The organism is Streptomyces sp. NPDC005899, assembly GCF_040629645.1.
Classification (GTDB): domain Bacteria; phylum Actinomycetota; class Actinomycetes; order Streptomycetales; family Streptomycetaceae; genus Streptomyces.
The window spans coordinates 1-15881 of sequence record NZ_JBEXWB010000131.1 but is presented as its reverse complement, the minus strand read 5'-3'; the positions used below and the strand labels follow the sequence as shown (position 1 = coordinate 15881).

Here is a 15881-nt window from a genome sequence, read left to right as displayed (position 1 = left end):
TCACCGGGGCGCGGGCCCTCTTCCGTGGGCGGTACGGGCCTACTCGGCGGCCTTCTTCTTCTCCTCGGCGTCCTCGATGAGCGCTTCGGCGAGCTGCTGCATGGACATGCGGCGGTCCATCGACGTCTTCTGGATCCAGCGGAACGCCGCCGGCTCGGAGAGCCCGTAGTCCGTCTGGAGGATGCTCTTCGCCCGGTCCACCAGCTTCCGTGTCTCCAGCCGCTGCGAGAGGTCCGCGATCTCGCCTTCGAGCGCCTTCATCTCGGCGAACCGGGACACGGCCATCTCGATCGCCGGGACCACGTCGCTCTTGCTGAACGGCTTCACCAGGTACGCCATCGCCCCGGCGTCCCGGGCCCGCTCGACGAGGTCGCGCTGCGAGAAGGCGGTGAGCATCAGGACCGGGGCGATGGACTCCTCCGCGATCTTCTCGGCGGCGGAGATCCCGTCGAGGACGGGCATCTTCACGTCGAGGATGACCAGGTCCGGCCGGTGCTCCCGGGCCAGCTCGACGGCCTGCTGCCCGTCCCCCGCCTCGCCGACGACCGAGTAGCCCTCTTCCTCCAGCATCTCTTTGAGGTCGAGGCGGATGAGGGCCTCGTCCTCGGCGATGACGACACGGGTCGTCAGCGGCGGGACGTGCGACTTGTCGTCGTCGACGGCGTCTACGGGCTGGGGCGACTCGGGGGTGGTCACGGGGCTCCTTGTTCCAGGGCAGGGACTGCTGCCCACGAGACTACCTAGCTGCGACCCCGTACGGTCACCCGGTACACTGCGAAGCACACCTGGCCGGGTTGGCGGAACGGCAGACGCTGATTGCTCAAACCAATCTGCCCGAAAGGGCGTGCGGGTTCGACTCCCGCACCCGGCACAGTCGGCATCCGGCAGCGGATGCCCGCCTCCCCGTGAACGTCCGCCTCAGGCCGCCCGCCGTGGAGCCGTCAGCTCCTCGCGGTCGCGTGGGCGTCCACGGCACGGAAGCGGGGCGGGCCCTCGCCCGCCCTCCCCCCATGGAGCTCACTCCGGGCGTGCCCCACGGGCACCCGTCACTCCGGGCTGTCGTCCTCACCGATGTGGTGCACCCGCACGAGGTTCGTGGAGCCGGCGACTCCGGGCGGGGACCCCGCCGTGATGACCACGACGTCACCCTTGCGGCACCGGCCGATCCGCAGCAGTTCCTCGTCCACCTGGGCCACCATCGCGTCCGTCGACTCCACGTGCGGGCCGAGGAAGGTCTCCACGCCCCAGGTCAGGTTCAGCTGGGCGCGGGTGGCTTCGTCGGGAGTGAAGGCGAGGAGGGGGATCGGGGAGCGGTAGCGGGAGAGCCGCTTGACCGTGTCGCCGCTCTGGGTGAAGGCCACCAGGAACTTCGCGCCGAGGAAGTCGCCCATCTCGGCTGCCGCGCGGGCGACGGCGCCGCCCTGGGTGCGGGGCTTGTTGCGGTCGGTGAGGGGCGGGAGACCCTTGGCGAGGATGTCCTCCTCGGCCGCCTCGACGATGCGGGCCATCGTGCGGACGGTCTCGATCGGGTACTTGCCGACGCTCGTCTCGCCGGAGAGCATCACCGCGTCGGTGCCGTCGATGACGGCGTTGGCCACGTCGGAGGCCTCGGCCCGGGTGGGGCGCGAGTTGTCGATCATCGAGTCGAGCATCTGCGTGGCGACGATGACGGGCTTCGCGTTGCGCCTGGCGAGCTTGATGGCCCGCTTCTGCACGATGGGCACCTGTTCGAGGGGCATCTCGACGCCGAGGTCGCCGCGGGCGACCATGATGCCGTCGAAGGCGGCGACGATGTCGTCGATGTTGTCGACGGCCTGCGGCTTCTCGACCTTGGCGATCACCGGGACGTGGCGCTCCTCCTCCTTCATGATCCGGTGGACGTCGTCGATGTCGCGTCCGCTGCGCACGAAGGAGAGGGCGATGATGTCGGCGCCGGTGCGCAGGGCCCAGCGCAGGTCGTCGACGTCCTTGCCGGAGAGGGCGGGCACGGACACGGCGACGCCGGGGAGGTTGAGCCCCTTGTGGTCGGAGACCATGCCGCCTTCGATGACGGTGGTGCGCACGCGTGGCCCGTCGACCTCGGTGACCTCGAGGGTGACACGGCCGTCGTCGATCAGGATGCGTTCGCCGGGGGTGACGTCGGCGGCGAGGCCGTCGTAGGTGGTGCCGCAGCCGTGGCGGTCGCCTTCCATCGGTTCGACGGTGATGGTGAAGTCGTCGCCGCGTTCAAGGAGTACGGGTCCCTCGGCGAAGCGGCCGAGACGGATCTTCGGGCCTTGAAGGTCGGCCAGGATTCCCACACTGCGGCCCGTTTCCTCGGACGCCCTGCGCACGTGTTCGTAGCGCGCTCGGTGTTCGGCGTAGGTGCCGTGGCTGAGGTTGAGGCGGGCGATGTCCATTCCCGCTTCCACGAGTGCCTTGATCTGGTCGTACGTGTCGGTCGCGGGTCCCAGGGTGCAAACGATTTTGGCTCGGCGCATGGTTCGAGCCTAGACCTTACCTATGGGTAGGTAATTGGGTCTGCATGAAAGGACAACGACCTTTGGGAGAAAGGTCTTTGACAAGTGTTGAATTGTGCGGCGGGGTGCTCCGATGAGCATTCTTCCGCGGGGTGATTCGTACGCTTGTCGGTTCGGCAGCGGGCGGCTCGGGGAGCCGGCGCACATCGGCGTGGCTGGTGGTCACCAGATCGAAACCTGCGCGGGGTGTTGCGGAGGGTGGCGGCCGGGTCAGAATCTACGCGCGTTGTTCGTCTGGACGAGGAGTCAAGGATGCCGTTGAACCGTAGGACGTTTCTGGGCCGTTCGGCCGTGGCGGGTGCGGGCGTGGCGCTGGCCGGCGGGGCCGTCGCGGGGCCGGCCGGAGCCGCCGAGCCGAAGGGGCACGGGCACGGGCGTCCGGCGAAGCGGTACTCGTTCACCGTGATGGGGACCACGGACCTGCACGGCAACGTGTTCAACTGGGACTACTTCACGGACAAGGAGTTCGACGACAAGGCGCACAACGACGTGGGCCTGGCGAAGATCTCCACGCTCGTGGAGCGGATCCGTCAGGAGCGGGGGCGCCACAACACCCTGTTGATCGACGCGGGCGACACGATCCAGGGCACCCAGCTGTCCTACTACTACGCCAAGGTGGACCCGATCACGGCGCGGCGCGGGCCGGTGCACCCGATGGCGCAGGCGATGAACGCGATCGGCTACGACGCGGCGGCGCTGGGGAACCACGAGTTCAACTACGGCATCCCGGTCCTGCGCACGTTCGAGAAGCAGTGCGACTTCCCGCTGCTCGGTGCGAACGCACTGGACGCGAAGACGTTGCGGCCGGCCTTCGCCCCGTACGTGATCAAGCGCTTGCGCACGCCGCACGGGCGCGATGTGCGGGTGGCGGTGCTGGGGCTGACGAACCCCGGAATCGCGATCTGGGACAAGGCCAACGTGGGCGGGAGGATGGTGTTCCCGGGCCTGGAGGAGCAGGCCGCGAAGTGGGTGCCGAAGCTTCGCTCGATGGGCGCTGACGTGGTGATCGTGTCGGCGCACTCGGGGTCGTCGGGGACGTCGTCGTACGGGGACCAGCTGCCGTACGTCGAGAACGCGGCCGGCCTGGTGGCGGAGCAGGTGCCGGGGATCGACGCCATCCTGGTGGGACACGCGCACGCGGAGATCCCCGAGTACTTCGTGACCAACAAGGCGACGGGCAAGCAGGTCGTCCTCTCGGAGCCGCTGAAGTGGGGGCAGCGCCTGACGTTGTTCGACTTCGACCTGGTGTGGGAGAAGGGCCGCTGGGTGGTCGAGAAGGCCGGTGCGGAGGTCCTGAACTCCAACACGGTGGCGGAGGACCCGCGGATCACGTCGATGCTCGGGGACGAGCACACGAAGGTGGTGGCGTACGTGAACCAGGTGATCGGTACGTCGGTGGCGTCCATGTCGACGGTGGACGCGCCCTGGAAGGACGAGCCGGTCATCGACCTGATCAACCTGGTGCAGGCGGAGACGGTGAAGGCGGCCCTGGCGGGTGGGGAGTACGCGGCGCTGCCGGTGCTGTCGCAGGCCGCGTGCTTCTCGCGCACGGCTGCGATCCCGGCGGGCGCGGTGACCATCAAGGACGCCGCGGGGCTGTACCCGTTCGAGAACACGCTCGAGGCACGGCTGCTGACGGGCGCGCAGCTGAAGGACTACCTGGAGTTCTCGGCGAGGTACTACGTGCGGACGGCCGCGGGTGCGCCGGTGGACACGTCGACGCTGACGAACGCGGAGAACATCCCGGACTACAACTACGACGTGGTGTCGGGCGTGACGTACGACATCGACATCGCGAAGCCCGCGGGTTCGCGGATCGTGGGGCTGTCGTTCCAGGGCGAGCCGGTCGACCCGGCGGCGCGGTTCGTGTTCGCGGTGAACAACTACCGGGCGAGCGGCGGGGGCAACTTCCCGCACGTCCCCGGTGCGAAGCAGGTGTGGGCGAATTCGGAGGAGATCCGGAACACGATCATCGCCTGGGTGCAGGCGAGGGGTTCCGTGGACCCCGCGGAGTTCGCCTCGGTGGACTGGCGGCTGACGCGTGAGGGCGTGCCGGTGTTCTAGAGGCACCCCCGGCAGAGGCCGGGCCTGGCGGAGGTGGGCACGTGCTCGTGAGGTGAGCACAGCCGGTGGCGGCGGCCGTTCCCTGGTGAGGGGGCGGCCGCCGTCGTGCGTCAGCGGCCGTGGGTGAGTGAGCCGGGGCCGGTGTTCTGGCCCGGGATCCTCGCTTCGTGGTGGGGGGTGAGACCGAAGGTGGTGAACGCGGTGCGCTGCGGAAGGGGGTACGGGGTGGTGCCGGTGAGGTCGTTGAGGATGGTGGCGCTGCGCCAGGCGGCCAGGCCGAGGTCGGGGGCCCCGACTCCGTGGGTGTGGCGCTCGGCGTTCTGCACGTAGATGTGGCCGGTCACGGCCGGATCGAGTTCGAGGCGGTAGGACTCGTCGATGCGGGGCCGCGCGGAGGCGTCACGGCGGATGTGGGGGGCGAGGGCGGTGAGGAGGCTGTCGACGGGGCGTTCCCGGTAGCCGGTGGCGAGGACGACCGCGTCGGTGGCGAGGCGGGTGCGGGTGCCTTCCTGGGTGTGTTCCAGGTGGAGCTCGATCCGGGAGCCGGCGAGCCTGCCCGCCGTACGGACGTGGACCCCGGGGGTGAGGGTGGCGTCGGGCCAGCCGCCGTGGAGGGTGCGGCGGTAGAGCTCGTCGTGGATGGCGGTGATGGTGTCGGTGTCGATGCCCTTGTGGAGCTGCCACTGGCTGGGGACGAGGGTGTCGCGCACGGCTTCGGGCAGCGCGTGGAAGTAGCGGGTGTAGTCGGGGGTGAAGTGCTCCAGGCCGAGCTTCGAGTACTCCATGGGGGCGAAGGCGGGGGTGCGGGCGAGCCAGTGGATCCGTTCGGCTCCTCGGGGGCGGGCGCGCAGCAGGTCGAGGAAGATCTCGGCGCCGGACTGGCCGGAGCCGATGACGGTGATGTGGCCGGCACCGAGGAGGGTGTCGCGGTGGTGCAGGTAGTCGGCCGAGTGGAGGACGGGCACACCGGGTGCTTCGGCCAGGGGGCGCAGGGGCTCGGGGACGAAGGGTTCGGTGCCGACGCCGAGGGCGACGTGGCGGGCGTGGGCGCGGCCGAGTCCCTGGGCCTGGCCGTGGGGGTCGAGCCGGGTGTAGTCCACTTCGAAGAAGGAGCGGTCGGCGTTCCAGCGGACGGCGTCGGCCTGGTGGCTGAAGTGGAGGGTGGGGAGCTGCCTGCTGACCCAGCGGCAGTAGGCGTCGTACTCGGTGCGCTGGATGTGGAAGCGCTCGGCGAAGTAGAAGGGGTAGAGCCGCTCGCGGGTGCGGAGGTAGTTGAGGAAGCTCCAGGGGTTGGTGGGGTCGGCGAGGGTGACGAGGTCGGCGAGGAAGGGGACCTGGAGGGTGGCGCCGTCGATGAGGAGGCCGGGGTGCCAGTGGAAGGCGGGCTTCTGTTCGTAGAAGGCGGTGGTGAGGGGGTGGGGGGTGTGGTGGGCGAGGGCGGCGAGGGACAGGTTGAAGGGGCCGATGCCGATGCCGATGAGGTCGTGGGTCCGGTCGGGGCGGGGGGTGGGCCGGTCGGTCCGGTCGGTCATCGGGGAGCGCTTCCTTCGGTGAGGGCGGTGGCGGCCTGGGTGACGAGGGCGGTGAGGCGGTCGAGGTCCTGGGGGGTGGTGTGGGGGTTGAGCAGGGTGGCCTTGAGCCAGAGGCGCCCGTCGGCGTGGGCCCTGCCGAGGACGGCCCGGCCGTCGGTGAGGAGGGTGCGGCGGATGGCGGCGACGGTGGTGTCGTCGGCACCGGCGGGGCGGAACAGCACGGTGCTGATGGTGGGGTGGGCGTAGAGCTGGAGGCCGGGCGTCCGGGTGACGACGCGGGCGAGGTGGTGGGCGGCGGCGACGGTGCGGTCGACGAGGTCGGCGAGTCCGTCGCGGCCGAGTGCCTGGAGGGTGACGGCGATCTTGAGGGCGTCGGGCCGGCGGGTGGTGCGCAGTGAGCGGCCGAGGAGGTCGGGGAGGCCCGCGTCGGTGTCGTCGTCGGCGTTGAGGTAGGGGGCGTGGTGGTGGAGGGCGTCGAGGTCGTGCCGGTGGGGGACGGCGAGGATGCCGGCCGACGCGGGTTGCCAGCCGAGTTTGTGCAGGTCGAGGGTGACGCTGTCGGCGCGGTGGAGCCCGGTGAGCGCGGCGCGGTGGGTGGGGCTGAACAGGAGGGGGCCGCCGTAGGCGGCGTCGATGTGCAGGTCGGCGCCGTGCGTGGTGGTGAGGTCGGCGATGTGGTCGAGGGGGTCGATCCGGCCGGTGTCGGTGGTGCCCGCGGTGGCGGTGACGAGGAGGGGGCCGTCGAGGCGGAGGAGGGCGTCGCGGAGCGCGGTCACGTCCATGACGCCGGTGGGGGCGGGGATGACGACGGGCCGGGGGAGGCCGAGGAGCCAGGCGGCACGGGCGATGCTGTGGTGGGCGTTGGCGGCGCAGACGGTCTGTACGGGGCCGTGGCGTTCACGGGCCAGGAGGAGGGTGAGCTGGTTGGCCTCGGTGCCGCCCGTGGTGACGAGGGCGTCGGGCTGCGTGGCGTGCGGGTAGACCTCGGCGGCGAGTGCGGTGGTGAGGAGGTCTTCCAGGGCGGAGGCCGCCGGGGCCTGGTCCCAGGAGTCCATGGAGGGGTTGAGGGCTGAGGCGGCGAGGTCGGCCGCGGCGGCGAGCGCGAGGGGCGGGGTGTGCAGGTGGGCGGCGCAGTGGGGGTGCGCGGGGTCGGCGGCGCCTTCGGCGAGCGCGGTGACGAGTGTGCGCAGGGCGTGGTGGGCGCCGGTGCCCTGGTCGGGGATGAGCGGGTGGGCGGCGTCGCGCAGGTGCTGGGTGACGGTGGCGGGGCCCCCCGCGGGGAGGGGGCCGTCGCGCCGGGTGGCGCCGTGGTGCAGGGCGGTGAGCACGGTGTCGATGAGGGGGCGCAGGTGGGCGGGGCCTGCGGTTCCTCCGGCGAGCGGCGGGATGGGCATGGGTGATCTGGTCCTTCGGGTACGCGGGGGCGGTCGTGCCAGCTTGTCCGGATTGCGGAGGATGCGGCCGGAGAGCCCAACGATCTGAACCCGAAAGGGGTACTGCTACCGGGTGCGGGTGGAGTGCGGGTCGGGTGGCTGGTATAGGCGTGCGCCGTTCGCATGGCTGTGCCCGGCCCCCGGGGAGCGGGGGCCGGGCACGGAGCGGTGTCCGAGGGGCGCGGGGGTGTGTCCGCCGCCCGGGCCTCCGGGTGGGGCGGGGTGCCGTGCGTGGTGGGGCCGGTCAGTGCGCCGTACGTACGGCCAGGGCGCGGCGCAGGTCGTCGAGCTGGTCGACGAGTTTGCGGCGCAGGGCGGGTGTGAGGCTCTCGTCGTGGAGGGCGTCCTCGCCGAGCTCGAGGGTCCGGGTGCCGACGGCGTGGACGGGGAAGGCGTGGCGCCCCGCTGCGTCGGCCATGGCGGAGCCGCGGCGCGCGGCGAGTGCGATGGCGGCCGGGAAGAAGCGGGGCACGTAGTCATCGAGGACGTCGCTCTGTTCGGGCTGCCAGAAGCCCTGGGCGGTGGCGGTGAAGAGGTAGTTGGAGACGGTGTCGTCGGTGAACATCGACTGCCAGGCGGCTGCTTTGGCCTCGGGCTCGGGCAGGGCGGCCCGGCAGCGGGCGGCGCCTTCCCGTCCGGTGGCGCTGGGGTCCTGGCCGAGTTCGCGGGCGATGGCGCTCTCGTCGGTGGCGCCGAGGACGGCGAGGCGCGTGAGGATGCGCCAGCGGAGTTCGGGGTCGAGTTCGGGGCCGCCGGGGACGGTGCCCTCGTCGAGCCAGTCCTGGATGGTGGCGGGCTGGGTGGCGGCGGCGATGAAGTGGCGTACGGCGGTGAGGCGGAGGCCGGGGTCCGGGCTGTCGGGACGGGGGGTGCCGATGCCCTGTTCCCAGTCCTTCGCAGTGAGGCCCTCGGTGCGGCGGAGGAGGTCGCGGCAGAGGTCGGTGAGGGTGGCCAGGGCCGTGGGCCGGTCGTGGGGGGTGAGGTAGCGGTCGGCGATGTGGGTGGTGGCGAAGGTGAGGACGCCCTGCACGAGGGCGAGGTCGGTCTCCCGCGGGAGGTGGGTGCGGGCGGCGGTGAGGTAGGCGGTGGGGTGGAGTTCGCCGTCGCGGACCATGTCGCGGGCCGTGTTCCAGAGGACGGCGCGGGTGAGGGGGTCGGGGATGCGGGACAGGCCGGTGAGCACGGTGTCCCAGGAGCCGGCGTCCAGGCGGACCTTGGCGTACGTGAGGTCGTCGTCGTTGAGGACGACGAGGGCGGGGCGGCGGCCGGGCAGGGTGGCGGGGGCGCCGGCCTGGGGGACGTCGAGTTCGAGGCGTTCGCGCAGGACGAGCTGGTCGGCACCGGACTGGGTGTCGAGGGAGAAGTCGTAGGTGCCGACGGCGATGCGGTGCGGCCGGGTGCCGTCACGGTCGACGGCCAGGGTCCAGGAGCGGTGGGTGTCCTCGACGCGGGCGGTGAGGGTGTCGATGCCGGTGGTGCGGAGCCAGTCGGCGGCCCAGGCGTGGACGTCGCGGTCGGTGGCCGAGGCGAGGCTGTCGATGAAGTCGGCGAGGGTGGCGTTGGCGAACCGGTGGCGGGCGAAGTGGGTGTTGATTCCGGCGAGGAAGTCCTTCTCCCCCAGCCAGGCCACGAGTTGGCGGAGCGCGGAGGCCCCCTTGGCGTAGGAGATGCCGTCGAAGTTGAGGAGCGCGGAGGCGGTGTCGGGGACGGCGTCGGGGGCGGGGGCGACGGGGTGCGTGGAGGGACGCTGGTCGGCGTCGTAGCCCCAGCCCTTGCGGGCGACGCCGAAGTCGACCCAGGTGTCGGTGAAGCGGGTGGCTTCGGTGAGCGTCTGGTAGCCCATGTACTCGGCGAAGGACTCGTTGAGCCAGATGTCGTCCCACCAGGTGAGGGTGACGAGGTCGCCGAACCACATGTGGGCCATCTCGTGGGCGATGACCATGGCGCGGGTCTGGCGTTCGGTGTCGGTGACGGCGGAGCGGTAGATGAATTCGTCGCGGAAGGTGACGAGTCCGGGGTTCTCCATGGCACCGGCGTTGAACTCGGGGACGAATGCCTGGTCGTAGGAGTCGAAGGGGTAGGGCTCGTCGAACTTCTCGTGGTAGCGGTCGTAGCAGGCGCGGGTGATGTCGAGGATCTCGCCGGCGTCGGCGTCGAGGTACGGGGCGAGCGAGCGGCGGCAGTGGATGCCGAAAGGCAGCCCGGCGTGTTGCGTCGTCACGGAGTGCCAGGGGCCGGCCGCGACGGCGACGAGGTAGGTGGAGACGGGCGGGGTCGGAGCGATCGTCCAGCGGCCTTCGGCGTCCTGGGTGGCGGTGCCGTTCCCGAGGACGGTCCAGCCTTCGGGCGCGGTGACGGTGAGGTCGAAGACGGACTTGAGGTCGGGCTGGTCGAAGGCGGCGAAGACGCGCTGGACGTCGTCCAGGAAGAGCTGGGTGTAGACGTAGGTGTGCCCGTCGGCCGGGTCGGTGAAGCGGTGCATGCCCTCACCGGTGCGGGAGTAGCGCATGGCGGCGTCGACCCGCAGTTCGTGGGGGCCGGCGGTGAGCCCGGGGAGCGGGTAGCGGTTCCCGGAGAGGGCGGCGGGGTCCAGGGGCTGTCCGTCGAGGCTGATGGAGCGCAGCGTTTCCGGCTTGAGTTCGACGAAGGTGTCGCCGTCCGCCTCCGCACTGAACCGGATGGCGGTGCGGGAGTCGAAGGTGTCCTCCCCCGCGGTCAGATCGAGGTCGATCGTGTACCGGTGGACGTCGAGGAGCTGGGCACGGGTCTGCGCTTCGTCGCGCGTCAGTACGGACATGGCGCCCATGCTGCCGTACGGGCCGGGGGCCGCGCAGCGGGGTTCTCGCAGGGCTGCTGGCCGGGGCCCCGTCCGCGCGGCGGGCACCGCCGTCCGGGGTCCGCCCGCCGGTGGGGGCAGCGGTGGGCGCCCACCGGCGGACCGGTCAGGACGCCTGCCGGCGGACCGGTCAGGACGCCTGCCGGCGGACCGGTCAGGACGCCTGCCGGGCGCGGCTCCGGCCGGGGCTTTCGTACGGGCCTGCCGGGCCTGTCGGCCTCAGGCGCCGGTGGCCGGGCTGTCCCCGGATTCCTCGGCGATGCGCTCGTGGTGGCGGATGACCTCGGCCACGATGAAGTTCAGCAGCTTCTCGGCGAAGGCGGGGTCCAGCTTTGCGCTCTCGGCGAGCTGCCTCAGCCGGGCGATCTGGCGGGCTTCGCGTGCCGGGTCGGCGGGCGGGAGGTGGTGGGCGGCCTTGAGGTGGCCCACCTGCTGGGTGGCCTTGAACCGCTCGGCGAGCATGTGGACGACTGCGGCGTCGATGTTGTCGATGCTCTCGCGCAGTCGGTTCAGCTCGGCGGTGACGGACGCGTCGATGTCGCTCGTGGTCATGGTCAGCGAGCTTAGGGCCTGTTCAGCCGGGCGCGGTCACCGGTGGGCGGCCCGGGGCCGGGATCCGGTCGCTCCAGCCACCGGGGACGGCATGCCTCTGCTGCTCGCGGAAGCGGACGGGCGCCGTGCCCACGCGGCGGGCGAACAGCCGGGAGAAGTAGGCGGGGTCGTCGTAGCCGACGCGGCGGGCGACGGCGGCGACGGGCAGGTCGGTGGTGGCGAGGAGTTCCTCGGCGCGGCCGAGTCTGACGGTGAGGAGGTACTCCTTGGGGCTGCAGCCGGCCCCGCGCCGCACGGCGGCGCGCAGTTGCGCGGGTGTCATGCCGTGGCGGGCGGCGTGCTCGGCGACGGTCAGCGGCCGGCAGGCGTGGCGTGCCAGGGCCGCGAGCACGGACTCGCCGTCGGGCGCGGTGTCGGCGCGTGCCCGGCGCAGTGACACGAGCAGTTCGTGGAGGGCGGCGCCCGCTTCGACGTCCAGGTGGGGGTCGTCCCGGTGTGCGGCGCGCACGATGCGGCCGATCGCGGCGCGGGGCCCGGAGGTGTCGGTGAGGGGGACGAGGGGGCGGTCGGGCTCGATGAAGCCGAGTTCGGTGTAGGTGGTGGTGGCGGGGCCGGTGAAGTCGACGAAGCTCTCGTCCCAGCCGGCGGGGCCGGCGCCGTAGTGGTGGGGTGTTCCGGGGGTGAGCCAGATCAGGCTGGGAGCGGTGACGGCGGTGCGGCGGCCGTCGGATCCGGCGAACCATCCGCTGCCCGCGCCGACGAGTACGGCGACGTGGTGGTCGAGGGTGCGCGGTCCGACGGTGGGCAGGGCCCCGTGCTGGAGGCCGACTCCGAGGCAGGCCAGGCCGAGCCGGTGGTGGTGGGCGCCGGGTGTGAAGCACCGCGTCCAGGTCCGGTACATCGGCTCCCGCTTCCTGTCAGGTGCTGCGTCCAAGCGAAGCTGATCTTTCTCCATGGACGGGCCGGGCGCCAGGGGCCGAGGCTGGGTGCCGGGGCGGGGTGTGCGTACGAAGGAGCGTATGGGGCGATGGCTGACTTCACCGTGGGGGACGAGGGCTTCCGGCTGGACGGCAGCCCTGTGCGCCTGCTGTCGGGGGCGTTGCACTACTTCCGGGTGCACGAGGAGCACTGGCCGCACCGGCTGTCGATGCTGCGTGCGCTGGGCCTGAACTGCGTGGAGACGTACGTGCCGTGGAATCTGCACGAGCCGTCCGAGGGCGGCTACCGGGACGTGGGGGCCCTCGGCCGTTTCCTGGACGCGGCACAGCGGGCGGGGCTGCTGGCGATCGTGCGGCCCGGGCCGTACATCTGCGCGGAGTGGGAGAACGGGGGGCTGCCGGCGTGGGTCACGGGACGGTTCGGCCGCCGGGTGCGGACGCGGGACGCCGGCTACACGGCGGCGGTGGAGCGCTGGTTCGGTGAGTTGCTTCCCCAGGTGGCGCGGCGCCAGATCACCGCGGACGGCCCGGTGGTCATGGTGCAGGTGGAGAACGAGTACGGGAGTTACGGCTCCGACGCGGCACATCTGGAGGAGCTGGCGGCACTGCTGCGCCGCTGCGGGGTGACGGTGCCGCTCTTCACCTCCGACGGCCCGGAGGACCACATGCTGTCGGGTGGCTCGGTGCCCGGTGTGCCGGTGACGGTCAACTTCGGGTCGGGGGCGCGTGAGGCGTTCGGGATACTCCGCCGGCACCGGCCGCGTGGGCCGCTGATGTGCATGGAGTTCTGGTGCGGCTGGTTCCGGCACTGGGGGGCCGGCCCCGTCGTGCGCGATCCGGGGGAGACGGCTCGGGCGCTGCGGGAGGTCCTGGAGTGCGGGGCTTCGGTGAACGTGTACATGGCCCACGGGGGGACGAACTTCGCCGGCTGGGCGGGGGCGAACCGTTCGGGTCCGCTGCACGACGGGGCACTGGCGGCGACGGTGACGTCGTACGACTACGACGCGCCCGTCGACGAGTACGGGCGGCCCACGGAGAAGTTCTGGCGGATGCGGGAGGTGCTGGCACGGTACGCGGACGGTCCGCTGCCCGGGCTGCCGCCGGAGCCGGTGGGGCTGGGGCGGGTGGTGCGGGTGGAGCTGACGCAGGGTGTGCCGTTGGCGGGGGCACTGGAGGCGCTGGGCGACCCGGAGGGTCCGGTGCACGGGGTGCCGCCGACGTTCGAGGAGCTGGGTGTGGACCGCGGGGTGGTCCGCTACCGGGTGGACGTACCCGGTCCTCGTCGGCCGTATCCGCTGGGTGTCGCGGGGCTGCGGGACAGGGCGGTGGTGTCCGTGGACGGGGTGCGGGCGGGGGTGCTGACCGAGGAGGACCACACGCTGGAGGTGCCGGTCGCGGGACCGGCGCGGGTGGAGTTGTGGGTGGAGTCGCTGGGGCGGGTGAACTACGGGCCGCGGCTGGGTGAGCCGAAGGGCATCACCGGCGGGGTGCTGCACGAGCGGCAGTTCCTGCACGGGGTGCGGGCCCGGGCGTTGCGGCTGGCCGCCTTCGAGGAGCCGGGGGCGGTGGCGGCGGTGCCGTTCGAGGGCGTCGGGGAGGCGGGACCGACGGGCCTGTTCCGGGGCTTCTTCGAGCTGGCGGGCGAGGCGGACGCGGACCACGCGGGCCTGGAACTCCCGGGGTGGACACGGGGGTTCGTCTGGGTCAACGGCTTCTGTCTGGGCCGCTACTGGTCGGCCGGACCGCAGCGGACGCTGTACGTCCCGGGTCCGGTGCTCCGGGAGGGCGCCAACGAGGTGTGGGTGCTGGAGCTGGAGGAGGCCGGCGCGCCGTACGTGGAGCTGGGCCCGGGGGCGCCCGTCGGAGCGGACGTCCCCGGGGACGCGCGGCGGCCGGCCTGCTGAGCTGGGTCAGAGGGTGGCCGCCGCGGAGGCGATGGCGGACGCGAAGGACGAGACCTGGGTGTAGACGCCGGGGTAGCCGGGACGTGCGCAGCCCTCACCCCAGCTGACGATGCCGACCTGGATCCAGGCTCCGGCGTCGTCCTTGCGGAACATGGGGCCGCCGGAGTCGCCCTGACAGGTGTCCACGCCGCCGGCGCTGTATCCGGCGCAGAGCTCGTCGCCGGGGATGAGATCGCTCCCGTATGCCTGCCGGCAGACGGAGTCGGAGACGTAGGGGACGTTGGCCTTCAGCAGGTAGCGCTGCTGGCCTCCGCCCTCCGTGGCGGCGCCCCAGCCGGCGATCGTGAAGGTGCCCGTGTCGTACGCGGTGGTGGTGGCGATCTTCAGGGTCGGCAGGTTGATCGGCTGGGCGAGCTTGATCAGGGCCCAGTCCTTGCCGGCGCCGTTGTAGCCGGGCGCCCGCAGGACCTTGGTGGAGCGGACCTTGACGGCTGCGGAGGACTGGAGGTCGACGACGCCGGCGGTGGCGGTGATGGAGGTGTTGTTGCCGGATCCGTTCACGCAGTGGGCGGCGGTGAGGACGATGTTGGGGGCGTAGAGCGCCCCGCCGCAGCCCATGGAGAGCCGGACCATGAAGGGGAACTCCCCTTGGGCGGCCCGGGTGCCGCCGACGACGGGGGTGGGGGCCGCGGAGGCGCCGGAGGGCTGGAGGCTGATGGCGGCGAGGGCCACGGCGGCTATGACGGAGCATCTCTTGAGGGCGCGCAGAAGCTGCTTCACTGACTGCCTGCTTTCCTGTGGGAAGCGGTGGGGGGTGCTGGGCAGGCGTGCGGGCGTGCTGGTCCGCGCCGGGATGCGGCCACATTCTCGCCATGCTCCCGACAAGAACGGTCCGATTATCGGGAAGTGATCACCGATTCCACAAGGCGGGCTTTCCGGCCAAGATCTCCGAGCGGTCAACCACCCGCCCCCGCCACGGGTCCCTCTACAGTGAAGGTCCGAGGGGCGTCGTCGACGGGGGTCCGGGATGAGCGGCGTGAATGACGGGAGCGGCGCGGAGGGCAGGACGGGCGGCAGCGCCGGAGGCGGCCCGGTCGTCCACGGGTTCCCGCATCTGGACACCGTCCGGTCCGCGATCACCGCGCTCTACCGGCGGATATCGCCCGACGGCGTGGGCCGGTACACCACCAGCCTCGCCCCCGTCGACGCCGCGTTCTCCGACGCCGACGACCTCCACCTCGGCACGCAGCGGGTGGCCCACGCGCTCGTGCGGCACCTGCGCCTCCCGGAGGCCCGGGTCATCGTCGGTTTCCGGCCGATGGAGCACGCCGCGAGCGTCGAACTGACGGCGGGGCCCGAGTACTTCGTCGAGCTGAACGACCGCTTCCGCACGCACCGCAGGGACATCGGGGCCGCCCTGGCCCACGAGATCACCCATGTGCTGCTGCACCGCCTGGGCCTGGAGTTCCCCGGCACGCGGGACAACGAGATCCTCACCGACACGGTGACGGCCTATCTCGGGGCGGGCTGGCTCCTGCTGGACGCCTTCCGCCAGGACGCCGGCTCCAGCCAGAAACTCGGTTACCTCACTCCGGAGGAGTTCGGGTACGTGCTCGCCAAGCGCGCGCTGCTGTTCGGCGAGGACCCGGCCGTCTGGTTCACCAGCCCGCAGGCGTACACGGCGTACACCCACGGCCGGGAGCGGGCCCTGCGCGACCTGCGCAGGCCGCCGCTGTCGGCCGCGGGGTGGGCGGGCCGCCGCCGGTACGCGAAGGACCGGCGCCAGGCCCGGGAACACCCGGGCACACACCCGGACCCGGCCGCCGCGTACGGCTTCGAGGACGGTGCCGCCGGGCTGCGGGTCTCCTTCGCCTGCCCCACCTGCCACCAGCGCATCCGGGTACCCGTGCGGGGCCGGACACGCGCCCGGTGCGGGCTGTGCGGCACGGTCCTGGACTGCGACACCTGACACGGGCGCACTCCGGGACAGCCGTGAGGGCGGGCACGGCGGGGGCGTGGGGCCCGGACGTGGGGGCCGGGTACGCCAGAGGCGCGAGCCCGGACGCCGGAGCGGGCACGCCAAGGGCGCGGGGCCCGGCCGTG

General features: G+C 72.2%; 11 protein-coding genes and 1 tRNA gene. 4 read left to right on the top strand and 8 right to left on the bottom strand.

All coding sequences use genetic code 11. The features are described 5' to 3' along the window. Positions 1 to 39: 39 nt before the first annotated feature. Positions 40 to 696, bottom strand: coding sequence for a response regulator (locus ABZ371_RS16795; protein ID WP_358679600.1), 657 nt, complete (start codon positions 694 to 696; stop codon positions 40 to 42). Between the two features lie 92 nt (positions 697 to 788). Between ABZ371_RS16795 and ABZ371_RS16790 the strand changes: the two genes are divergently transcribed. Then, positions 789 to 871, top strand: a tRNA-Leu gene (locus tag ABZ371_RS16790). A 175-nt stretch (positions 872 to 1046) separates the two neighbouring features. Here the strand turns inward: ABZ371_RS16790 and pyk are convergent. Then, positions 1047 to 2480 carry a pyruvate kinase gene (pyk, locus tag ABZ371_RS16785; protein ID WP_358679597.1) on the bottom strand — a complete coding sequence of 478 codons (1434 nt, stop codon included), beginning with the start codon at positions 2478 to 2480 and terminating at the stop codon, positions 1047 to 1049. Positions 2481 to 2771: 291 nt separating this feature from the next. Here pyk and ABZ371_RS16780 point away from each other — a divergent pair, with 291 nt between their 5' ends. After that, the gene (locus ABZ371_RS16780; RefSeq protein WP_358679594.1) at positions 2772 to 4583 is read left to right on the top strand and encodes a 5'-nucleotidase C-terminal domain-containing protein; all 1812 of its coding nucleotides are present in this window, start codon (positions 2772 to 2774) and stop codon (positions 4581 to 4583) included. A gap of 110 nt (positions 4584 to 4693) precedes the next feature. Here the strand turns inward: ABZ371_RS16780 and ABZ371_RS16775 are convergent, their stop codons facing one another. The 5 genes from ABZ371_RS16775 to ABZ371_RS16755 form a co-directional block, all read right to left on the bottom strand. Further along, on the bottom strand, positions 4694 to 6115 hold the full coding sequence (locus tag ABZ371_RS16775) for a SidA/IucD/PvdA family monooxygenase (RefSeq protein ID WP_358679592.1): 1422 nt from the start codon (positions 6113 to 6115) through the stop codon (positions 4694 to 4696). After that, positions 6112 to 7509: a pyridoxal-dependent decarboxylase gene (locus tag ABZ371_RS16770; RefSeq protein WP_358679589.1), complete on the bottom strand. Its 1398-nt coding sequence runs from the start codon at positions 7507 to 7509 to the stop codon at positions 6112 to 6114. The genes ABZ371_RS16775 and ABZ371_RS16770 overlap by 4 nt, the downstream gene beginning before the upstream one ends. Positions 7510 to 7792: 283 nt before the next feature. Next, the gene (gene pepN, locus ABZ371_RS16765; protein WP_358679587.1) at positions 7793 to 10345 is read right to left on the bottom strand and encodes an aminopeptidase N; all 2553 of its coding nucleotides are present in this window, start codon (positions 10343 to 10345) and stop codon (positions 7793 to 7795) included. 258 nt (positions 10346 to 10603) lie between these two features. Next, positions 10604 to 10936, bottom strand: a complete 333-nt coding sequence (locus ABZ371_RS16760; protein WP_358679584.1) for a chorismate mutase — start codon at positions 10934 to 10936, stop codon at positions 10604 to 10606. A gap of 22 nt (positions 10937 to 10958) precedes the next feature. Further along, a complete protein-coding gene (locus tag ABZ371_RS16755; RefSeq protein WP_358679603.1) occupies positions 10959 to 11837 on the bottom strand; it encodes an AraC family transcriptional regulator in 879 nt (292 codons plus the stop codon). 126 nt (positions 11838 to 11963) lie between these two features. Here ABZ371_RS16755 and ABZ371_RS16750 point away from each other — a divergent pair, with 126 nt between their 5' ends. Continuing rightward, positions 11964 to 13778 (top strand): beta-galactosidase family protein, encoded by a 1815-nt coding sequence (locus tag ABZ371_RS16750; protein ID WP_358679581.1) that lies wholly within the window; start codon positions 11964 to 11966, stop codon positions 13776 to 13778. 6 nt (positions 13779 to 13784) lie between these two features. Here the strand turns inward: ABZ371_RS16750 and ABZ371_RS16745 are convergent, their stop codons facing one another. Further along, positions 13785 to 14558 (bottom strand): serine protease, encoded by a 774-nt coding sequence (locus tag ABZ371_RS16745; RefSeq protein WP_358679579.1) that lies wholly within the window; start codon positions 14556 to 14558, stop codon positions 13785 to 13787. Positions 14559 to 14805: 247 nt separating this feature from the next. Here ABZ371_RS16745 and ABZ371_RS16740 point away from each other — a divergent pair, with 247 nt between their 5' ends. Further along, positions 14806 to 15747: a hypothetical protein gene (locus ABZ371_RS16740; RefSeq protein WP_358679576.1), complete on the top strand. Its 942-nt coding sequence runs from the start codon at positions 14806 to 14808 to the stop codon at positions 15745 to 15747. The last annotated feature ends 134 nt before the right edge of the window (positions 15748 to 15881 follow it).

What these genes read in the sequence shown, in the direction of transcription:
- pyk (WP_358679597.1), bottom strand. Translation starts at nt 2,480, where the DNA reads ATGCGCCGAGCCAAAATCGTTTGCACCCTGGGACCCGCGACCGACACG.
- ABZ371_RS16780 (WP_358679594.1), top strand. Translation starts at nt 2,772, where the DNA reads ATGCCGTTGAACCGTAGGACGTTTCTGGGCCGTTCGGCCGTGGCGGGT.
- ABZ371_RS16775 (WP_358679592.1), bottom strand. Translation starts at nt 6,115, where the DNA reads ATGACCGACCGGACCGACCGGCCCACCCCCCGCCCCGACCGGACCCAC.
- ABZ371_RS16770 (WP_358679589.1), bottom strand. Translation starts at nt 7,509, where the DNA reads ATGCCCATCCCGCCGCTCGCCGGAGGAACCGCAGGCCCCGCCCACCTG.
- pepN (WP_358679587.1), bottom strand. Translation starts at nt 10,345, where the DNA reads ATGTCCGTACTGACGCGCGACGAAGCGCAGACCCGTGCCCAGCTCCTC.
- ABZ371_RS16760 (WP_358679584.1), bottom strand. Translation starts at nt 10,936, where the DNA reads ATGACCACGAGCGACATCGACGCGTCCGTCACCGCCGAGCTGAACCGA.
- ABZ371_RS16755 (WP_358679603.1), bottom strand. Translation starts at nt 11,837, where the DNA reads ATGTACCGGACCTGGACGCGGTGCTTCACACCCGGCGCCCACCACCAC.
- ABZ371_RS16750 (WP_358679581.1), top strand. Translation starts at nt 11,964, where the DNA reads ATGGCTGACTTCACCGTGGGGGACGAGGGCTTCCGGCTGGACGGCAGC.
- ABZ371_RS16740 (WP_358679576.1), top strand. Translation starts at nt 14,806, where the DNA reads ATGAGCGGCGTGAATGACGGGAGCGGCGCGGAGGGCAGGACGGGCGGC.